This is a genomic window from Arthrobacter sp. FW306-04-A, assembly GCF_044358315.1.
Classification (GTDB): domain Bacteria; phylum Actinomycetota; class Actinomycetes; order Actinomycetales; family Micrococcaceae; genus Arthrobacter.
Window position 1 is genome coordinate 3,802,728 of record NZ_CP084559.1, and the last position, 19,112, is coordinate 3,821,839.

General features: G+C 64.0%; 17 protein-coding genes. 10 read left to right on the top strand and 7 right to left on the bottom strand.

Features of this window, described 5'->3' with window-relative positions:
• Positions 1-147 precede the first annotated feature (147 nt).
• Together LFT43_RS17710 and LFT43_RS17715 are read right to left on the bottom strand one after the other, a co-directional pair.
• The gene (locus LFT43_RS17710; RefSeq protein WP_395803148.1) at positions 148-1,032 is read right to left on the bottom strand and encodes an aldo/keto reductase; all 885 of its coding nucleotides are present in this window, start codon (positions 1,030-1,032) and stop codon (positions 148-150) included.
• Positions 1,033-1,114: 82 nt separating this feature from the next.
• Entirely contained in the window at positions 1,115-2,566 is a 1,452-nt protein-coding gene (locus LFT43_RS17715; RefSeq protein ID WP_395799033.1) for an MFS transporter, read from the bottom strand.
• 102 nt (positions 2,567-2,668) lie between these two features.
• Between LFT43_RS17715 and LFT43_RS17720 the strand changes: the two genes are divergently transcribed.
• Positions 2,669-3,550, top strand: a complete 882-nt coding sequence (locus LFT43_RS17720) for a helix-turn-helix transcriptional regulator (protein WP_395799035.1) — start codon at positions 2,669-2,671, stop codon at positions 3,548-3,550.
• A gap of 102 nt (positions 3,551-3,652) precedes the next feature.
• Here LFT43_RS17720 and LFT43_RS17725 read toward each other — a convergent pair whose 3' ends face one another.
• The 5 genes from LFT43_RS17725 to LFT43_RS17745 all read right to left on the bottom strand — a co-directional run bounded on the left by LFT43_RS17725 (position 3,653) and on the right by LFT43_RS17745 (position 8,720).
• On the bottom strand, positions 3,653-4,582 hold the full coding sequence (locus LFT43_RS17725; RefSeq protein ID WP_395799037.1) for an alpha/beta fold hydrolase: 930 nt from the start codon (positions 4,580-4,582) through the stop codon (positions 3,653-3,655).
• Positions 4,583-4,681: 99 nt separating this feature from the next.
• Entirely contained in the window at positions 4,682-5,341 is a 660-nt protein-coding gene (locus LFT43_RS17730; RefSeq protein ID WP_395799039.1) for a GntR family transcriptional regulator, read from the bottom strand.
• A 123-nt stretch (positions 5,342-5,464) separates the two neighbouring features.
• The gene (locus tag LFT43_RS17735) at positions 5,465-6,472 is read right to left on the bottom strand and encodes a transketolase family protein (RefSeq protein WP_395799041.1); all 1,008 of its coding nucleotides are present in this window, start codon (positions 6,470-6,472) and stop codon (positions 5,465-5,467) included.
• Positions 6,469-7,332, bottom strand: a complete 864-nt coding sequence (locus LFT43_RS17740; protein ID WP_395799043.1) for a transketolase — start codon at positions 7,330-7,332, stop codon at positions 6,469-6,471. Before LFT43_RS17740 ends, LFT43_RS17735 begins: the two co-directional genes overlap by 4 nt.
• Positions 7,333-7,382: 50 nt before the next feature.
• Positions 7,383-8,720 carry an MFS transporter gene (locus LFT43_RS17745; RefSeq protein ID WP_395799045.1) on the bottom strand — a complete coding sequence of 446 codons (1,338 nt, stop codon included), beginning with the start codon at positions 8,718-8,720 and terminating at the stop codon, positions 7,383-7,385.
• A gap of 193 nt (positions 8,721-8,913) precedes the next feature.
• Between LFT43_RS17745 and LFT43_RS17750 the strand changes: the two genes are divergently transcribed.
• From LFT43_RS17750 to LFT43_RS17790, 9 genes are all read left to right on the top strand, one after another.
• Entirely contained in the window at positions 8,914-9,738 is an 825-nt protein-coding gene (locus tag LFT43_RS17750; RefSeq protein WP_395799047.1) for a sugar phosphate isomerase/epimerase family protein, read from the top strand.
• A gap of 39 nt (positions 9,739-9,777) precedes the next feature.
• Positions 9,778-10,554, top strand: coding sequence for an SDR family NAD(P)-dependent oxidoreductase (locus LFT43_RS17755; RefSeq protein ID WP_395799049.1), 777 nt, complete (start codon positions 9,778-9,780; stop codon positions 10,552-10,554).
• A 33-nt stretch (positions 10,555-10,587) separates the two neighbouring features.
• Positions 10,588-12,414 carry a dihydroxyacetone kinase family protein gene (locus LFT43_RS17760; protein ID WP_395799051.1) on the top strand — a complete coding sequence of 609 codons (1,827 nt, stop codon included), beginning with the start codon at positions 10,588-10,590 and terminating at the stop codon, positions 12,412-12,414.
• Entirely contained in the window at positions 12,411-12,902 is a 492-nt protein-coding gene (locus LFT43_RS17765; RefSeq protein ID WP_395799053.1) for an RpiB/LacA/LacB family sugar-phosphate isomerase, read from the top strand. Before LFT43_RS17760 ends, LFT43_RS17765 begins: the two co-directional genes overlap by 4 nt.
• A 183-nt stretch (positions 12,903-13,085) precedes the next feature.
• Positions 13,086-14,546, top strand: a complete 1,461-nt coding sequence (locus tag LFT43_RS17770) for a DUF222 domain-containing protein (RefSeq protein ID WP_395799055.1) — start codon at positions 13,086-13,088, stop codon at positions 14,544-14,546.
• Positions 14,547-14,681: 135 nt separating this feature from the next.
• Positions 14,682-15,707: a LacI family DNA-binding transcriptional regulator gene (locus LFT43_RS17775; protein WP_395799057.1), complete on the top strand. Its 1,026-nt coding sequence runs from the start codon at positions 14,682-14,684 to the stop codon at positions 15,705-15,707.
• 142 nt (positions 15,708-15,849) lie between these two features.
• Complete coding sequence (locus LFT43_RS17780) at positions 15,850-17,160, top strand: ABC transporter substrate-binding protein (protein ID WP_395799059.1); 1,311 nt, start codon at positions 15,850-15,852, stop codon at positions 17,158-17,160.
• A 13-nt stretch (positions 17,161-17,173) separates the two neighbouring features.
• Positions 17,174-18,139, top strand: a complete 966-nt coding sequence (locus LFT43_RS17785) for a carbohydrate ABC transporter permease (RefSeq protein WP_395799061.1) — start codon at positions 17,174-17,176, stop codon at positions 18,137-18,139.
• 217 nt (positions 18,140-18,356) lie between these two features.
• The gene (locus LFT43_RS17790) at positions 18,357-19,112 is read left to right on the top strand and encodes a carbohydrate ABC transporter permease (RefSeq protein ID WP_395803151.1); all 756 of its coding nucleotides are present in this window, start codon (positions 18,357-18,359) and stop codon (positions 19,110-19,112) included.

Below are 19,112 nucleotides of genomic sequence, written 5' to 3' on the forward strand. Positions count from 1 at the left end.
GTTGTCACCGTCGCCGTGCGGTGCCGTTGTTGCCCAAGGGGCCGAACATCATCGCGCCGAGGCATAAGGGGCTGAGCTGCACGCCGGTGCGGCCGAGGGCACGGTATTCCACGGTGGTTCCTTCTCTCTGTCGTAGGTCTTGCAGTCTCAGGCTTCGGGGATGACCATGGCGAAGCGCTCCGGCCGGGCTTGGTCCGGGTCCGGTCCGTTGCGGTTGCCGGTGTCGAGGGCGTCGATGGCGGCGAGTTCAGCGGCACCGAGTTCGAAGTCGAAGACGTTGAAGTTCTCGGCGATGCGTGCCGGGTTGGTCGATTTCGGGATGGCTGAGCGGCCCTGCTGCAGGTGCCACCGGAGCATGACCTGGGCCGGACTCTTGCCATGGACCCGCGCGATGGCGGTGATGGCCGGGTCTTCCATCACGTTCCGGCGGTCCTCGCCGCCCCAGCCGGGGTAGAAGGTGATCCCGCCGATCGGCGACCAGGCCTGGGTGAGGATGCCGCGCCCGGCGTCGGCTGCCTGGACGTCCGGCTGGGTGAAGTAGGGGTGAAGTTCGATCTGGTTCACGGCCGGGACGACGTCGGTCGAGTCGAGCAACTGCTCCAGGTGGCGCGGCATGAAGTTGCTGACGCCGATCGCCCGCACCCGCCCGTCGGCGAGCAGGGTCTCCAGCGCCTTGTACGCGGCGATGGTTTTCTCGAAGCGGTCGGGTGCGGGCTGGTGCAAGATGAGCAGGTCCAGGGAGTCGACGCCGAGCTTGCCCGTCGCTTTTTCCCAGGCGTGCAAGGTCTGGTCGTAGCCGTAGTCACTGACCCAGACTTTGGTCTCGATGAACACCTCCGCCCGATCCAGTCCCGAGCGGCGGACGCCTTCACCGACTTCCCGCTCGTTGCCGTACGCGGCCGCAGTGTCGATGTGCCGGTAGCCGGTGGCCAGTGCGGCCTCGACGGCCGCCGTCGTTTGCTCCGGGGCGCTTTGAAAGACGCCCAGGCCCAGGGTTGGCATTGTGACGCCGTTGTTGAGGGTAAGTTCCATGTCCATGCCTTTCACGGTATTCAGATGTGCGAGGTTGTGGGAGTGCACGTCAGTACCCCCTTCGAGTGGGCGGTCGGGAGGTTCAGCGGGCGGCGTCGAGCTGCGGCGCAGGCGCGGGCTCCCTGGGTGTGCTGGTGCGGTGGGCCGCCAAGTCCGCGGGCAGGATGAGGGCTGCTGTGACGGCCAGGGCCAGGAGCAGGAGAGTGCTGCCCGTCGTGAGGGCGGTACTGACCTGGGCGGCCAGATGCGCGACGGCGGAACCCGCCGCCGGGACCGTGGCTGCCGCGGCGACCGCGATGCCTAGCCCGAGGCAGGTGCCGACCTGGTGGAAGGTGTTCACCAGGCCCGATGCCGCGCCGGCGTCGGACGAGGGGGCTCCGGTGATGCCGAAGGAGGTCAGGGGCGCAAACGCGAGGCCCTGCCCGGCCCCGATGAGGATCATCGGCAGGGCCACCCCGGTCAGGTATGCGGAGTCGGCACCGACCCTGCTGAGCCAGAACATCCCTGCGAGGGTGAGCAGTATCCCCGCCAGGAGCGGGAGCGAGCCCGGCATCCGGCCAACGAGCCGGGAGATGCTCATCGCGACGGCGAAGTTCACTGCCGTCATGGGCAGGAATCCGAGACCGGCCTGCAGGGGGTCGAAGCCGAGCACTTCCTGCATGAACTGGGTGGTGAAGAAGAAGAATGCGATCATGGCCCCCAGGTAGAGGAAGCGGGCGACGTAAGCGCCGGTGCGGTGGCGGCTCCGGAACAGGCGCAGCGGCATGATCGGCTGGGCCGCAGTGCGTTCGATCAGCGCGAACGCGATGAGGAGCACGACGCCGGCACTGACGGCGGTGAGCGTGACCGGCGAGTTCCAGCCGGCGTCGGCGGTGTTGATGATGCCGAACACGAGCGCGCCGACCCCCAGGGTCGCGCTAAGCGCCCCGAACACGTCGAAGCGTCCGCGGGCGCGGCCGGTCTCCTGGATGAATCGCGGCGCGAGGGCGATCATCGCGGCGCCGATGGGTACGTTGACGAAGAACCCGGCCCGCCAGGAGATCCAGTGGGCCAGCGCCCCGCCGATGACCAGACCGAGGCTGGCTCCGATCCCTGCGGTGGCACCGTACAAGGCCACGGCCCGGGTGCGCTCACGGCCCTCCGGGAAGCTCGCGGTGAGCAGGGAGAGCGATGCGGGCGCGACGATCGCAGCCCCGATACCCTGCACGGCGCGGCCGCCGATCGCCCACCAGCCCGCCGGTGCCAGTCCGATCAGCAGCGACGCGATCGAGAACACCATCAGCCCGAACACGAAAACCCGCCGGCGCCCGAGCAGGTCTCCTGCCCGGGCTCCGAGGAGCAGCAGGCCGCCGAAGACCAGCGTGTACGCATCCTGAACCCAGGAGAGCTCACCGGTGCTCAGCCGCAGATCTGCCTGCAGGCTCGGCAGGGCAGTGAAGATGACCGAGTTGTCCAGCAGGATCATGAAGTAGCTGACGAGGATGATCGCCAGGATCGCTCCGGGGTGGGAAGCTATTGCGGGCTCAGGTTTCATGCTTTCCATGCAACCGTGATTCCGTACGGGCCGGGAGTCACGGCCGTTCCGGGTAATGCCAGTGCCTCCCTCTTCCCATCGACCGCGCGTAGCGTGGATGCCATGACACACAGCGACGACGTGCGGAAGTTCCTGAGCTCCCGCCGCGCAAGGATCACCCCCGATGAGGCCGGGCTTCCTGTCTACGGCGGCAACCGGCGCGTTAGCGGGCTGCGCCGCGAGGAAGTCGCGATGCTCGCCGGGATGAGTATCGACTACTACATACGCCTTGAGCGGGGGAACCTCTCCGGCGCCTCGGATAGTGTCCTCGAAGCCCTCGGCCGTGCGCTGAAGCTCGACGAAGCCGAAACGGCCCACCTTTTTGACCTCGCCCGCGCCGCCACCGCTTCGCCCCGGGTGCGGCGCAAGCACAGCCCGCAGACAGTGCGGCCGAGCGTGCAACGCGTCATCGATGCGATCACGGCCGCGCCGGCCTGGGTCCGCAACGACCGCGGCGATGTCCTCGCCGCCAACGAACTAGGCCGCGCACTTTATCTGGACCTGATGGCAGAGGTGGCCACCCCGCCGAACAGCGCACGCTTCACCTTCCTGAACCCGAAAGCACGGGAGTTCTTCGCCGACTGGGAACGCGCAGCGGACGACATCGTCGCTGTCCTACGCTCCACAGCCGGGAAAAACCCGTACGACAAAGACCTCACGGACCTGATCGGTGAACTCTCCACCCGCAGCGAGGAGTTCCGCACCCGGTGGGCCCGCCACGACGTGAAGTACCACCGCGCCGGCCGCAAGCGCCTCCACCACCCGATCGTCGGGGACCTTGACCTGAGCTTTGAAGCGCTGGAACTCCCCGCAGACCCGGGACTGCGCATCAACGTCTACACGGCGGATCCCGGGACACCCTCCGAGGACGCCCTGAAAGTCCTCGCCAGCTGGGCCGCCACCCAGCGCGAAACGACAGAGGCCGCAGTCACGGAGAAGAAGTGACTCCCCACATGCTCAAAGCTTTGGACAGCCGCCCGGTCCGCATCGACGCCCCCGCCACGAACTACCGCAAGTGGCTGTGCGGGTATCAGAACGGCTAGGGCCTCAGATCAGTGCAGCGATGTCTTGGACTGCCTGCGTCAGTGCAGCCATGGATGACGAGCCGCCGTGACCTTCGTCCTCAATGACGATAAGTCGGCTTGACTCCCAACGCCGATGCAAGTGCCACGCGGTGACGACAGGGCCGCTGATGTCCCTTCGGCCATGAATGAGGTAACCAGGGATGCCGTTGAGTTCGTGAATCCGCGGGATGATCTCTTGTCCGTCTACTAGGAATCCGTCTTTGGCCCAGTAGTGCGTCACCAGAAGAGCGAACGTCGTGCGCTCTCGCTCGTCTTCAAAAAGTAGTCCAGGAAGCCAACTGGGGTCCAACGAGACGTGCGTGGATTCCCACCGATCCCAAGACAGGGCAGCACGTCGGGCGTCTTCGCGATCCTGGCCTGCCAGCCGACGAGCGTAAGCCTCGATCACGCGTTCGCCCGGTTCCGCGTGCGCAGACTCTGCGAAGTCGGTCCACGCTTCGGGAAAGATGCGTCCGACGTCTTCCGTGATCCATTGGATCTCTGCCCGGCTGCTTGTTGTCACCGCGACCAGGGCGAGACCCAGGACCCGGTTTGGATGTTCCAAGGCATAGGCGAGGGCAAGCGTGCTGCCCCAAGAAACGCCGGTGACGATCCACTTCTCTATGCCCAGATGCTCTCTTACGGCCTCGATGTCTTCGATCAAGGCTTGGGTCGTGTTCTCCGAGAGGTGGTCTAGGTCGTCCTGAACGATGGGAGTGCTCTTGCCGCAACCGCGTTGGTCCAGACCGATCATCAAGAATCGGCTAGGGTCGTGGCGCTTACGGTAACCACCTCGACCGAGAGAACCGCCCGGGCCCCCGTGAAGATAAAGGACTGGGATGCCTGCAGGTTCCCCGGTGGCCTCCCAATAGATGTTGGCGTTGGGCACCGCCACCCAGCCGTTTCTCGTCATTGATTGTTCGTCCCTCACCCGTCAACAATATGGGAACTTGGACAATCGAGTTTTTCACTCCAGGCCCTGACGCTGGCCCGATCTCTAGCTGCCATCGCCTTATGCGACGAGCACCGCGGCAGCGCTGTCCATGTGCTCGAGGATGGTCTTGCGGGCCAGGGACGCATCCCCGGTCTCGATGGCCGCCACGATGTCGTGATGGCGCTCGACGCTCATGTTCTTGACGCCCTTTTCGAGCCCGGCGAACATGATGGACATCCGAATGGATCCCTCCAGCGATTCCCAGGAATGGAGCAGGGTCTCGTTGCCCGTGAGGCGGCACATTGTGCGGTGGAACTCGAGATCGGACTCGATCCGTTCCTCGAGGCTTCCCTTCGTTGCGGCTGCCATCGCGTCGATAGCGGCGCGCAGCGACGTGATCACGTGCTTGCGGTCCGGCAGTTCGCAAAGCGTGCGTGCGGCGAGGGATTCCAAGGCTGCTCGCACCGAGTAGATATCGCGGATTTCCTTGGCATCGAGGTGACGGACGGAGAGCCGGCCACGGGGCCCTGCAGACAGCAGGCCTTCCTGCTCAAGTTGCCGCAGCGCTTCACGGAGCGTCCCGCGGCTGATTTGGAGCATGTCCGACAACTCGGTCTCCACCAAGTGCCTGCCTGGTTCCAGTTCGCCGCTGGTGATGGCGGTGCGCAGCGCGGAGAGCGCCTGTTCGCGGAGGCTCTTCTTTTCCAGTCCCAGAAGGGGTGCTGTTGCTCCGGCCATCGTGTCCGTCCTCAATGTCAGTGGTCGACTGTTTACAGTCGGTGTGTTAACTGTTGATCTTACGGCAGGAGCGCGGAACCGGCTCCTGCCTGCTCCGCGCTCCTGCCAAACGAATAACCGGGCTCAGCCCAGTTCTGCCAGGATCTTCGCCACGATCCGCTGCACAGACAATCCGTACCGCTCGTGCAAGGTAGGCAGGGCACCGGCGTCAAGGAACGCATCCGGCAGGGCCACCGGAACTACGCGCTTCCCCAAGCCAGCTGTGACCACGGCGGAGGCCACGGTTTCGAACAAACCGCCCACGACGCTGTGGTTCTCCAGCGTGACCGCCAGGCGGTCGGTGTTCAGTTCCGCCAGGACGGTGGCGGCGTCGAACGGTTTGATGGTGGGAGCGTGCACGACGGCGACATCCACCTTGTGCGCGGCCAGCGCCTCTGCGGCCTGCAGCGCGCGCATGGTCATCAACCCGCTGGAGACAAACACGACGTCATTGCCGCCGCGCAGCACTTTCGCCTTGCCGAGTTCGAACGTGTAGTCGTACTCGTCCAGCACCGTGGGGACGTTCCCGCGAAGGAGGCGCAGGTACGTAGGGCCATCGCTGGCTGCCAGCTGTGGCACGGCCTGCTCAATGTCCACGGAGTCGCATGGATCAACGATGGTCAGATTGGGCATGCCGCGGAAAATCGCCATGTCCTCCGTTGCCTGGTGGCTGGGGCCGTAGCCGGTGGTCAGCCCCGGGAGGCCACCGACGATGTTCACGTTCAGATTCGGTTCGGCGATGTCCAGGCACAGGAAGTCGTAAGCCCGCCGCGCGGCGAACACAGAGTAGGTGGAGGCGAACGGCACCAGGCCGGTCTCGGCCAAGCCTGCAGCTGCGCCGAAGAGCAACTGCTCAGCCATGCCCATCTGGAAAAACCGCTCCGGGAAGGCCTGAGCAAAGATGTGCATGTCCGTGTACTTGCCCAGGTCGGCGGTGAGTCCCACGATCCGCGGGTCAGCCTCGGCGGCCTTCACTAACGCGTGGCCGAAAGGCGCGGAGGAGGTCTTTTGGCCGGGATCCGCGAAGGAAGCGATCATCGCCGATGTTTTCAGCTTCGGTGCTGTCCCCTTCGAAGCGGTGACGGTGCTCATCGGCCGGCCTTCCCGTTGGATCCTGCGGTCAGTTGCTTGCGGCAGAGCTGCCATTCGTGTTCTTCGATGCGCATGAAATGCGCCTTTTCGCGTTCTTCGAGCAGGGGCACGCCCCGACCCACCTTCGTGTCGCACAAGATGACGGAAGGACGTCCGACGGCGGCGGCCTGGGCGGCGGCGTTGTCGAACGCCGCCAGCAACGCAGGGACGTCGTTCCCGTCCACCCGCTGGGTGTACCAGCCGAAGGCTTCCCACTTTTCCGTGACGGGCTCGGTGCGGAGCACTGTGTCCGTCTTGCCGTCGGCCTGCAGGGCGTTGATGTCCACCATCGCAGTGAGGTTCCCCAACTGGTGGTGGTGCGCACCCATGGCAGCTTCCCAGGTGGATCCTTCGTCCAGTTCGCCGTCGGAGAGGAAGTTGTACACCCTCGCGCTGGAGCCGTCTCCCAAATGAGCACGGTGCCGGAGGCCGAGGGCGATTCCCACCGCGATGGAGAGCCCGTGGCCGAGGGATCCCCCGGAGATTTCCATGCCCGGGGTGTACGTTGACATTCCGGACATCGGAAGCCTGGAATCGTCCGAACCGTAGCTTTCGAGCTCCTCGACGGGAATGATCCCTGCCTCAGCCAATGCCGCGTAATGGCCAATTGCGTAGTGGCCGGTGGAGAGGAGGAAGCGGTCCCGCCCCTCCCACTCCGGGTCATCGGCGCGGTAGCGGAGTTGGTCCGCATAAACCGCGGCGAGCATGTCCGCTGCCCCGAGCGCCTGGCCGACGTAGCCCTGGCCTTGGACTTCGCCCATGTTGAGGGCGTAGTGCCGGATCCGGTTGGCGGCTGCACCCACCCGTTCGATGCGTCCCATGACGGTTTCTCCGATTCGTCCTGCCCTGCGTTGGTCCTGTGCCACCGCCACTAGACATTCACCGACTGGGGAGTGCTTTTGGTGGCCTCATCGGCCAACTGGCGCTCCCGCTTGCCCCAGGTTTCGCGGGTAGCCAATGCCGCCCAGAGACCGATGGCTGCGTACAGGCCGAAGAGCACTGCCGGGCCCATCCAGCCCATGGTGACGAAAAGCAGCGTTGTGATGAAGGGCGTGAAACCGGACACCATGGCCGAGATCTGGTAGGCCAGCGAGGCACCGGAGGCACGGGTCTTCGCCTGGAACAGCTCGGGGAACCAAGCCCCTTGGGCGCCGGCGAGGGAGTTCTGGCAGATGCCGTACGAGACAGCGATGGTGGCAATGATGAAGATGAACATACCGGTGTTGACCAGCAGGAACATCGGGATGGCGAACAGAACGGCGAAGGCGCAGGACCAGATGTAAACGGGACGCCTGCCGATCTTGTCCGTCAGCCGCGCCCAGGCCTGGGTTGCGAAGATACCGATGGCCGAGGCGATGCACAAGGCGACCAGGGTCTGGGTCTTGTCAGCCAGATGCTGGCTGTTCAGGTAGGAAATCATGTACGTGATGGAGACGGCGTAGCCCGCGGTCTCGGCAATGCGGAGGCCGATGCCCTTGACGATGTTGCGCCAATCGGTCTTCAGGACCTCCACGATGGGAGACTTCACGATTGCACCGCTGTCCTTGACCTCATCGAAGACCGGGGATTCCGGCACCTTGGAACGAATGATCAAGCCCACAACAACCAACACCATGCTGGCGAGGAACGGAATGCGCCAGGCGAGTTCGCCCCCGAGTTGGACGCTGACAAGGAACGTCAGGTTGGCCAGCAGGAGTCCCACAGGGAACCCGGCCTGGACGATGCCCGTGAACTTGCCCTTGGATTTCCAGGGTGCGTGTTCATAGCTCATCAGGATGGCGCCGCCCCACTCAGCGCCGAAGGCCAGGCCTTGGACGATGCGGACGAATACCAGCAAGGCCGGCGCGAGGAGTCCTACCTGGCTGTAGGTGGGAAGAAGGCCGATCAGGAACGTGGCCACGCCCATCAGGATCAAGGAGGCTACGAGGACGGGCTTGCGTCCGAGTTTGTCGCCCAGGTGTCCGCCGATGATGCCGCCGATGGGACGGGCGGCAAAGCCGACGCCGAGGGTGGCGAAGGCGGCGAGGGTACCGGTCACGGGATCGCCCGTGGGGAAGAATGCCGTGCCGAAGTACAGGGCAGCCGCGGTGCCGAAGCCGATGAAGTCATAGGTTTCGATGACTGCGCCCACACCGGAGCCGATGGCGACGCGCCTGGCGTCTCTGGTGCCGTGGACTGGACCGCGCATGGTCAGAGCTTCTTTGCTCATTGGTGAATCCCTTTCGAAGAGCGACTGAGGCTAGGCGCTTCAGCACTGTCGACTGTTAACACATGATACGCCAGTGTGACCTGCGTCATCGAGTTCTGTCAACAGTCAACTTCAAGGGTTGACTGTTAACAGTTAACCCTTGTACTGTGGTTCCCATCACTATTGCCTTCGGGCACGACCGGAGGAAACGAAGATGTTCAACTCCCGACTCGGTTGCTCCTCCATCAGCTTCCGGCACCAGGATCTATCCACGGCATTGCGCACTATCAATGGCCTGGGCTTTGAGGAAATCGACCTCGGCGCCCTGCCGGGCGTGTGCGATCACGTTCCCTATGAGCTTGATTCCGACGCCGTCGCCGCCGTGACCGCGGAGGTCACCGCCTCAGGGTTGCGGGTCCGCTCCGTCAACGGCGATATAGGCGATCTGAACGCAGTGCTCGACGCCGGTCAGCGCGGCTCGCGCCAAAGGCACCTCGATGCACTGCTCACTCTCACTGCGAACATCGGCGCGAATGCGCTGGTCCTCCCGTGCGGAGCCCTCGGACATGATCCGGTCCGCAGCCTCGGCGAGGACCTGGACACTATCGCAGCCCAACTCATTGGTGCCGGACAGCGTGCCGCGGAGTTCGGCGTCGAGCTCTGGACGGAATCCCTTCACTTCCTTCGGTTCTGCTGGAACCTGGAGCGCGCCGAACAGCTGGCGGGGCGGCTGGCGGGCTCCGGCGTCGGGATTGTCATGGACTTCAGCCACATCGTCGCAGCAGGCGAAGACCCGCTGGAGTACATCGAACGCCATCAGGGCCGGATAGCACATGTCCACCTCAGGGATGCGGTTCCGGGCAACATCAACCTCAGCATCGGAAATGGCCAGGCGGACTTTGCCGCCGGACTCAGCGCCCTCGCAGCCATAGGGTACAGCGGCCACTTCTCGCTGGAGCTCGAGACCCGCGACGTCACACACGACGAACGCCCTGCGGCCACCGCCAAGGCCGCCAGCTTCATCACAGACCTCATCTGACTCTCACATGAACCACCCATCAAGCAAACAAGGAGCATCATGACGACCACCATCCAGCGCACCGCCGTCCTCACCGGGGCCACCTCGGACCGGGGCATCGGAATCACTACCGCACGCCGCTACGCCAATGACGGCTGGGCAGTGGTGATCCTGGACCTCGACGGCGAGAAGTCCGCAAAGGTCGCAGCCGAAATCGGCAACCAGTTCAACGTCCCCGCATTCGGCTACGAGATCGACGTCGCCAACGAAGCTTCCGTCGATGCCGCGTACAAGGCGGTCGCCACCGAAATCAGCGCAGGCGCCCTCCCCGCCGTCGGAGCCTTGGCCAACATCGCAGGCATCACGTCGCCTGTGCCGTTCCTGGAAACCACGTTGGAACTCTGGCACAAGGTCATGGACGTGAACGCTACCGGCACCTACTTGGTGACCAAGGCTTTCCTGCCGGACATGATCGCCAACGGCTGGGGCCGGATCGTCAACATGTCTTCCGTTTCCGCCCAGCGCGGCGGCGGCGTCTTCGGCAAGGTTCCTTACTCCGCGGCGAAGGCAGCTGTCCTCGGCTTCACCAAGGCGTTGGCACGTGAAATCGGCGCCACCGGTGTCACTGTGAACGCCATTACTCCGGGAGCCGTTGACACCAACATCCGCGTTGGCAGCACTGATGAGCAGGAAGCCGCCATCAACGCCGGCATTCCCCTGGGCCGCAACGCCAGCACCGAGGAAGTCGCCGCCGTCATCACGTTCCTCTCCTCTGATGAGTCCGCATACCTCACGGGCACCACCATCGACATCAACGGTGGAAGCCACATCCACTAGCAGCCCCCACATCCGTACCCGAAAGAGCCCACGATGACCAGAATCTTCAACAATCCCGCCGATTTCGCAGAGGAAGCACTTGCCGGTTTTTGCGACCTTCATGCCGGCCTGGTGCGCCAGGTTCCCGGCGGCGCGATACGCCGCCACAGGCCCCAGCAGCCCAAGGTGGCCGTCCTGGCCGGCGGCGGATCCGGGCACTACCCGGCTTTCGCTGGACTCATCGGCGCAGGACTGGCCGACGGCGCCGTCGTGGGCAACATCTTCACTTCGCCCTCCGCTCAACAGGCATATTCCGTGGCCAAGGCCGCGGATTCCGGCGCCGGAGTGGTGTTCACCTACGGCAACTATGCCGGGGACGTCCTGAACTTCGGGATGGCGAGTGAGCGTCTGTCTGCAGAAGGCATCGCCGTGGAAAACGTGCTGGTGACAGACGACATTGCGAGCGCACCGCCGTCGGAATCCGCCAAGCGCCGCGGCATCGCAGGCGACTTCACGGTCTTCAAGATCATGGGCGCAGCCGCCGAAGCGGGGGCCGGGATGGCCGACGTCGTGCGCCTGGGCCGCAAGGCCAACAGCCTGACCCGCACTATCGGCAGCGCCTTCCACGGCTGTACCTTCCCCGGCGCCGAAGCACCGCTATTTACACTCAGGGACAGGCAGATGGGACTTGGCCTGGGCATCCACGGCGAGCCCGGATTGTTCGACACCGAACTCCCGCCTGCCAAGGAACTCGGCCAGGAACTCGTCGCGCGGCTGCTCGCAGAGACGCCGCACGGAGCGGGAAACCGGATCGCAGTGATCCTCAACGGACTCGGTTCCACCAAGCACGAGGAACTGTTCGTTCTGTGGCTGACCGTGGCCCCGTTGCTGCGCGCGGCCGGCTACACCCTGGTCATGCCGGAGGTCGGCGAATTGGTCACCAGCCTGGACATGTCCGGCGTCTCCCTCACCATCACGTGGCTGGACGAGGAACTTGAGCCGCTCTGGACGGCCCCCGCCGAAACGCCGGCCTACCGTCGCGGCTCCGCCGCCCTGCTGACCGGCTTTGCCTTCACCGAAGAAAAGTTCGACGGCGGCCCGGAAGCTATCGCGTTCGCCGCCACCCAGGACTCACACGACTATGCCGCGAACTGCACCGCTGCGCTGGAGGCGGCAAGGGAAACCCTGCACGACGCCGAATCGCACCTTGGCGACATGGACGCGGTGGCGGGCGACGGCGACCACGGCCGCGGGATGGTCCGCGGAATCGATGCTGCCACTGCAGCCGCTGAAAAGGCTTTTGCCGATGGGGCCGGAGCCGGCGATCTATTTGGGGCCGCCGGAGACGCTTGGGCGGACAAAGCCGGTGGAACGTCGGGCGTTCTGTGGGGTGCAGGCCTCCGGGCTCTTGGCGAATCGCTTGGCAATGACCAAATGCCGGGACCCGCTGAACTCGCCGCCGGCGTGACCGCGTTCGCTTCGCGGATCACCGACCTCGGGAAAGCCGAGGTGGGCGACAAGACCATGGTGGATGCACTGCTCCCCTTCACGGAAACATTCGGCAAGCTCATGGCCGAGGGCGCCCTTCCGGGTGCTGCCTGGGCGGAAGCTGCTGCAGCGGCCACCTTGGCAGCCCAAGCCACGGCCTCGCTCAGGCCTCTCAAGGGACGGGCACGCCCGCTCGCGGAGAAGAGCGTTGGCACAGCCGACCCCGGAGCTACTTCGCTCGCAATGATCTTCACCGTCATGTGCCCGCACCTTGTGAGCCCTGCCGGGGCGGCCGCGACCGATGCGGGCTCCGCCGCGACCACCGCGGACGCGACCAACGCGGGGGCGGCCTCCGGCAAGCACCCCGGCAAGCACGCAGGAGCCATCGCATGACCACGAAAGGACAGACCATGGGTTTCCGACTCATCCTAGGCGCTGATGAAGCAGGCGTGGACTACAAGGACCGAATCATGGCCGATCTGCGGGACGATCCGCGGATCAGCGAAATCATCGACATCGGCGTCAACCGCAACGACTCCTTGGAAGACTTCACCAAACCCTACCCGTACGTCGGGATCAAGGCGGGCGAACTCATCCGGGACGGCCTTGCGGACAGGGCCATCCTGTTCTGCGGCACCGGAATCGGCGTGGCCATCGCAGCGAACAAAGTCGACGGGATCCGCGCCACCACGGCCCATGATTCCTTCTCCGTGGAACGTTCCATCCTGTCCAACGACTGCCAGGTGCTCACCATGGGCCAGCGCGTGGTTGGGGCGGAGCTGGCCAGCAGGCTAGCCCGGGAGTGGCTCGGCTATGCCTTCGACCCCGGCTCGTCGTCGGCAGGGAAGGTCAAGGTGCTCACCGATTTCGAGGGCTGCTGAGTCCGGTCGAAATCAAGGAGATCATCTACCAGGCGGTTCCGTTCGTCGGCATGGCCGGCGGTGACTGCGACTTAAATACGATGCCTTAGGCGCGACGTGGTGGCGTGGCGGGCTCGCTCTGGCGCGGTTTCGGCCCATCGCTCGCTGTCTAATACTGTCAGCGGTCGCTGGCAGAGTTTTCCTATGGAAGCCCTAAGGGAACGTGAAGCGGACACCGCGGCCGGAGCGAATCCGCCCGGATTCAGTGCTGCCGCCCTCCTTCAGGGCCGGATTCTTCGCAGTGTTCCGGCCTCCGGTGCCGGCTTCCGGTCTCCCGGGCCGGCGTCCGTCGGCGGTGCTGCCGCGGATTTGCAGCGATGCTTGGGCCTGCTGGACTCAGCCTTGTCCACCGCGCCGGACGAACTCGGCGCAACGACGTTCCCCGAAGCAGCCGATTTCGCGGAGATCGCCGAGGAACTCTCCCGTCGGGTCGAGTACCTTCAGCTGCTCGCCGCGGCAGCAGTGGAAAAGACTCGGAGCGAGGCGATCATCGCCGCTGGATCCACCCGCCGCACAGTGGGCTGGACTACAGGCTGGGGAACCGACAATGCCGTGGCCGCGACCACGAGCGCCACGGTGACCACAACGGCAACGGCTTCGGCAGCTGCATCCTACCCGATGGCGACGGGCATCGGCCTGCCGGGCCACGCCATGCCCGCCAACCACGAAGAGGTCGCCGCCGCCCTGGCTACCGCAACCATCTCTTCCCGCGCCGGAACCATTATCACCACCGCGCTGGAACGCGTCCGGCATATTCCCGATTCAAATTCCTTGGCCCGGATGGAGCACAGCCTCACCCGCACCGCCCTTGAAAACGATCAGGATTTCCTCACCCGTATCGCCCGCCGCTGGGTCGAAGCCATCGACCAGGACGGCACCGAGCCCAGCGAACAAGAACTCCGACACCGCCAAGGCGCATTTCTTCGCCGCACCCGCCGCGGGCTCCACCACGTCGAAATCTTTGCCACCGCCGAGCAGTACGAACACCTCCTCACCGTCATGAACGTCGCAACCAACCCCCGCAACGCCAACAGCCCAGGCAGAGGCGCCCCCGACAACCCCACTGCCGACAGCCGCAATGATTCGGTCAGCACCAACCGGACCGGGGCAGGCACCGCGGATCACCGGGACCTCCTGAACCGCCTCGAAACCAGCGCCGCCCAAGGCCCTCGCGGCCCACAGGCCGGCAGCGGAACCTTCATCCACACAGGCCCCGCCTCTCCTGCCACCATCCGCAAAATCGCCTGCGACGCGGACATCATCCCGATCGTCCTCGGTGGCAACGGCCGAGTCCTGGACATCGGCCGCACCACCCGCATCTTCCCGTCCCACATTCGCAAAGCCCTCACCGCCCGGGACCAAGGCTGCGCCTTCCCCAACTGCACCATGCCAGCGCCGTGGTGCGAGGCCCGCCACATCGATTACTGGTCCCGGGGCGGATCCACCAGCACCGCTAACGGCGTGCTGCTCTGTACCCACCACCATCACCTCGTCCACAAAGAACAATGGAAGATCCGGGTCACAAGCGGTGTCCCCTGGTTCATCCCGCCGCCACATATCGATCCCAAGCAAGAACCCCGGCAAAACCACCACCACAGAACATGAAGTGAAGATCGCCGAACTGTGGAGTTTGACATGGCAATTCCGCCTTTGCTCTTGACAAGCGATCACTAAACCGGTTCAGTAGAGATAACAAAACCGGTTAAGTGATCCCTATCACCGAGTGGCAATGAGGAAATCATGACAGTGACGATCAACGACGTTGCTCAGGCAGCCGGCGTGAGCAAGGGTGCCGTCTCGTACGCGTTGAACGGGCAGCCCGGCGTCAGTGATGACACCCGGGAGCGCATTCTGAAGGTCGCCCGGGAACTGGGGTGGAAACCGAATCTTCGCGCCAAGGGCCTGTCTTCAGCCAAGGCCTTCGCCGTGGGGCTCGTGGTGGCAAGGGATCCCAGGCTTTTGGGAACGGACCCCTTCTTCCCCGCATTCATCGCCGGGATCGAGACCACGTTGGTTGAGCACGAATACGCATTGGTCCTCACCGTTGCCGGCAGCGCCGATGCCGAGGAACTGGGCTACCGGAAGCTGGCTGCCGACGGCCGCGTGGACGGGGTCATCCTTACGGACATGAGGGTTGACGATTCCCGTATCGCGTTGCTGCAGGGACTCAAGATTCCGGCCGTCACACTGAATCGGCCCGAAACCTCCTCGCCGTTCCCGGCTGTCTGCATGGATGATACGGAAGGCATTACGGCCGCCGTCGAACATCTGGTCTCCCTGGGCCACACCAGGATTGCCCATGTGGGCGGACCGCAGAGCTACATTCACGGCCGAAGCCGGCGCATGGCCTGGCAAAACGCCCTGTCAGAAGCCGGACTCGAGGCCGGCTCCTTCATCGAGGCGGATTTCACCGCCGCCGGCGGATTGGCAGCTACTGCGGAACTGCTTCGCTCGGCACAACGGCCTACTGCAATCATCTATGCGAACGACCTGATGGCTACCGCTGGACAGTCCTACGCCCAGTCCCTCGGACTGACTGTTCCCGATGATCTATCCATCACGGGCTACGACGACACAGAGCTCGCCACGTACCTCAACCCTCCCTTGACCACTGTCCCCGCCGATCCGCTGCTCTGGGGGCGCGTTGCCGCCCAGAAGTTGCTGAGCCTCCTCGGCGGAGCGCCTGCTGAAGATGTCTATCTGCCGTCTCCCAAACTAGTGGTCCGCGCCTCCACAGGGCCGGCCCCCGCAATTCGACCCAACTAGCCATGCCGTACAGCTAGCTGTGTCCCACGTCTAGTCCTCACGAATACCGGATTACCCGCAATTGGGTGGGGGCTATTTGCCGTACGTACCTGAAGGCAATGCCGCCACTGCATGTCAATTTTTACCCGCAAAAGGAGTTGCAATGAAGCACGGAAAAATCAGTTCACGAGTTCTCTCCCTTACCGCTATTGCTGTTATCGGGGCCGGCTTGGCCGCATGCGGTGGGGGTGCCTCAAACAGCACAGCTCCCGCAGCGAACTCCGCCACCACGGCCAAGGGCCCCATCAAGATCTGGTACTCCAACAATGAGTTCGAGGTGAAGTGGGGCAAGGACATGGTGGCGGCGTGGAACGCAGCCCACCCTGACCAGCAGGTCGACGCCCAGGAAATCCCGGCCGGCAAGAGCTCCGAAGAAGTCATCGGGGCAGCAATTACCGCCGGCAACGCCCCGTGCCTGGTCTTCAACACGGCTCCGGTGGCTGTTCCGCAGTTCCAGAAGCAAGGCGGGTTGGTCCCGCTGGACTCGTTCCCGGACGGGACCCAGTACATCAAGGACCGCACCGGCGACCTTGCCGATCAATACAAGTCCTCCGATGGCAAGATGTACCAGCTGCCGTGGAAGTCCAACCCCGTGGTCCTCTTCTACAACAAGGACATCTTCGCCAAGGCAGGACTTGACCCGGAAAAGCCCAAGCTGGCCACGCAGTCCGAGTTCCTGGACACTGCCCGCACCCTCGTGAAGTCCGGCGCCGTTGCCAATGCCGTGTGGCCTTCGCCCGCGAGCGACTTCTACCAGTCCTGGTTCGACTTCTACCCGTTCTACGCAGCCAACTCAGGCGGCACCACGTTGCTCAAAGATGGCAAGTCCACCTTTGACAGCGAGCAAGGCAAGCAGGTCGCCACCATGTTCCAGACCCTCTACAAGGAGAACCTGGCCTCCAAGGAAGCCTATAAGGGTGATTCCTTCGCCGAAGGCAAGGCCGGCATGTCCCTGGCGGGACCTTGGGCCGTCGCTTCATACAAGGGCAAGGTGAATTGGGGCACGGTCCCGGTCCCGGGTACCCAGCCCCAGACCAACGGCTCCACATTCTCTGACGCCAAGAACGTCGCCATGTACTCCTCGTGCAAGAACCAAGGCACCGCCTGGGAGGTCATGAAGTTCGCCACCAGCAAGGAAGAGGACGGCAAACTCCTTTCGGCCTCCGGCCAGATGCCGATGCGCAAGGACTTGACCACTGCCTACCCGGATTACTTCACGCAGAACCCGGCCTACAAGCAGTTCGCCAACCAGGCCGGACGTACCGTGGAAGTTCCCAACGTCTCCAACTCAGTCCAGATCTGGCAGACCTTCCGTGACGCATGGGGCAAGTCCGTGATCTTCGGCAACCAGAGCATCGATGACGCGTTCAAGGGCGCTTCTGACAAGATCAACCAACTGGCAGCCCAGAAGTAGCAGGCGAATCCCCATGTCACTTCGCTCAGCTGACGGCGCCCCCATCGCGGGAGACGCAGCCGGGCGGGCCGTGGACCAGCGGCAGGCGCCCAGGAAACGTAAGAACTTCCTGGGCCGCCAGCCGCTGGGACTGCTGTTCAGCGCCCCCTACGTCATCTACGTCCTTGCGGTGCTGGCGTACCCGCTCGGGTACGCCGTCTACATCTCCTTCCATCAGTTCTTCTTCACCGCTCCCGGCGTCCAAGTTGACCGGCCCTTCGTGGGGCTGGACAACTACATCACTGTCCTGTCCGATCCCGAGGTACAGCGTTCCTTCGCCAACATCGGCATTTTCCTGGTCATCAACGTGCCGCTGACCGTGGTGCTGTCCCTGGTCCTGGCCAACGCGCTGAACCGTGTGACGCGGCTCAAGACTTTCTTCCGGGTCAGCTACTACGTCCCGTACGTCACGGCGAGCGTCGCCGTCGTCGGGGTCTGGCTGTTCCTGTTCCAACAGAACGGCCTCGTCAACTCCCTGCTGGGGCCGCTGGCCCCGAACCCCTCGTGGCTGACGAACTCCTGGCTGGCGATGCCAACCGTGGCGCTGTACGTGACTTGGAAGCAGCTGGGCTTCTTCATCCTGCTGTACCTGGCTGCCCTGCAGAACATCCCGGACGAACTGTACGAGTCTGCCTCCGTAGATGGCGGGAACAAATGGGTCCAGTTCTGGAACATCACCGTTCCGGGAGTGCGCTCGGCAAGCGTGCTGGTGACCCTGTTGGCCACCATCACCGGGGCAAACTTGTTCACCGAGCCCTATCTGCTGACAGGCGGAGGCGGACCGGACGGAGCCTCGACATCGCCGGTCTTCCTGATGTACCAGAAGGGCATCCTGCAGGGGAACCCAGACGTGGCCGCCGCGCTGGGCGTGGTGCTCGTCATCGGTGTCTTGCTCATTGCCTTGATCCAGAAACGCCTTGTGGGCGGGAAGGAGGACTGACGTGTCGATTTTCAATAAGGCAACTTTCAGGAACGACGACGACGGCGCTCGCCAGCCAGGTGCCACCGGTCCCGAAACGGCCGCTTCCGGAGCCAAGGGTTCCGGATCCGGGGCCTTCCGCAAGGACGGATCCGTCGAGAAACGAAAGAACCTGGGCGTGGGCAGCTTCGTGCTGCTGGCCCTGGGAGCCTTTGTGTTCCTCTTCCCGTTCTACTACATGTTCATCGGCTCGCTTCAGACCTCCCCGGACACCTCCGTGGCCGGCGCGTTCCCGAGCCCGGCGAACATCACCGGCGAGAACTACAGCAACATCAACAACTCCATCGACCTGCTGAAGGGCCTGGTCAACTCGGGTATCTTCACTGGCGGCGTCATCTTCTTCACGGTGGTGTTCGGGCTCCTGGTGGGCTACGCGCTTGCACAGATGCAATTCCGCGGCAAGGGCTTCGTGTTCGGCATGATGCTGCTGGTCCAGATGATTCCGTTCCAGCTGCTCCTCATTCCCCTGTACGTGATGATCGTGCGGGACTACGGGCTCGCAGACACCTACATGGGCATGATCCTGCCGTTCGCCATCAATTCGACAGCCGTCTTCGTCTTCCGCCAGTACTTCATGCAGCTGCCCTCCACCTTGTTCGAGGCCGCCCGTATCGACGGTGCCAGCGAGCTGAGAATCCTGTGGCAGATCGCTATCCCCCTGGTCCGGCCCGCCATTGTCACAGCCGTTTTATTGACGTTCATCGGTCCGTGGAACGAGTTCCTGTGGCCGTTCCTCGTGACCAAGGACCAAGCAATCCAGCCGCTCGCGGTCTCCCTGGCGAACTACATCTCGAACATTGCCGCCACGGCATCCAACCCGTTCGGCGCCATCCTTGCCGGCGCCTGCGTCCTCGCGGCTCCCGCCGTCGCGCTGTTCATCTTCTTCCAGCGCCAATTCATTTCCACCAACATCGGATCAAGCGTAAAGGGCTAA

What these genes read in the sequence shown, in the direction of transcription:
- LFT43_RS17710 (WP_395803148.1), bottom strand. Translation starts at nt 1,032, where the DNA reads ATGGAACTTACCCTCAACAACGGCGTCACAATGCCAACCCTGGGCCTG.
- LFT43_RS17715 (WP_395799033.1), bottom strand. Translation starts at nt 2,566, where the DNA reads ATGAAACCTGAGCCCGCAATAGCTTCCCACCCCGGAGCGATCCTGGCG.
- LFT43_RS17720 (WP_395799035.1), top strand. Translation starts at nt 2,669, where the DNA reads ATGACACACAGCGACGACGTGCGGAAGTTCCTGAGCTCCCGCCGCGCA.
- LFT43_RS17725 (WP_395799037.1), bottom strand. Translation starts at nt 4,582, where the DNA reads ATGACGAGAAACGGCTGGGTGGCGGTGCCCAACGCCAACATCTATTGG.
- LFT43_RS17730 (WP_395799039.1), bottom strand. Translation starts at nt 5,341, where the DNA reads ATGGCCGGAGCAACAGCACCCCTTCTGGGACTGGAAAAGAAGAGCCTC.
- LFT43_RS17735 (WP_395799041.1), bottom strand. Translation starts at nt 6,472, where the DNA reads ATGAGCACCGTCACCGCTTCGAAGGGGACAGCACCGAAGCTGAAAACA.
- LFT43_RS17740 (WP_395799043.1), bottom strand. Translation starts at nt 7,332, where the DNA reads ATGGGACGCATCGAACGGGTGGGTGCAGCCGCCAACCGGATCCGGCAC.
- LFT43_RS17745 (WP_395799045.1), bottom strand. Translation starts at nt 8,720, where the DNA reads ATGAGCAAAGAAGCTCTGACCATGCGCGGTCCAGTCCACGGCACCAGA.
- LFT43_RS17750 (WP_395799047.1), top strand. Translation starts at nt 8,914, where the DNA reads ATGTTCAACTCCCGACTCGGTTGCTCCTCCATCAGCTTCCGGCACCAG.
- LFT43_RS17755 (WP_395799049.1), top strand. Translation starts at nt 9,778, where the DNA reads ATGACGACCACCATCCAGCGCACCGCCGTCCTCACCGGGGCCACCTCG.
- LFT43_RS17760 (WP_395799051.1), top strand. Translation starts at nt 10,588, where the DNA reads ATGACCAGAATCTTCAACAATCCCGCCGATTTCGCAGAGGAAGCACTT.
- LFT43_RS17765 (WP_395799053.1), top strand. Translation starts at nt 12,411, where the DNA reads ATGACCACGAAAGGACAGACCATGGGTTTCCGACTCATCCTAGGCGCT.
- LFT43_RS17770 (WP_395799055.1), top strand. Translation starts at nt 13,086, where the DNA reads ATGGAAGCCCTAAGGGAACGTGAAGCGGACACCGCGGCCGGAGCGAAT.
- LFT43_RS17775 (WP_395799057.1), top strand. Translation starts at nt 14,682, where the DNA reads ATGACAGTGACGATCAACGACGTTGCTCAGGCAGCCGGCGTGAGCAAG.
- LFT43_RS17780 (WP_395799059.1), top strand. Translation starts at nt 15,850, where the DNA reads ATGAAGCACGGAAAAATCAGTTCACGAGTTCTCTCCCTTACCGCTATT.
- LFT43_RS17785 (WP_395799061.1), top strand. Translation starts at nt 17,174, where the DNA reads ATGTCACTTCGCTCAGCTGACGGCGCCCCCATCGCGGGAGACGCAGCC.
- LFT43_RS17790 (WP_395803151.1), top strand. Translation starts at nt 18,357, where the DNA reads ATGTTCATCGGCTCGCTTCAGACCTCCCCGGACACCTCCGTGGCCGGC.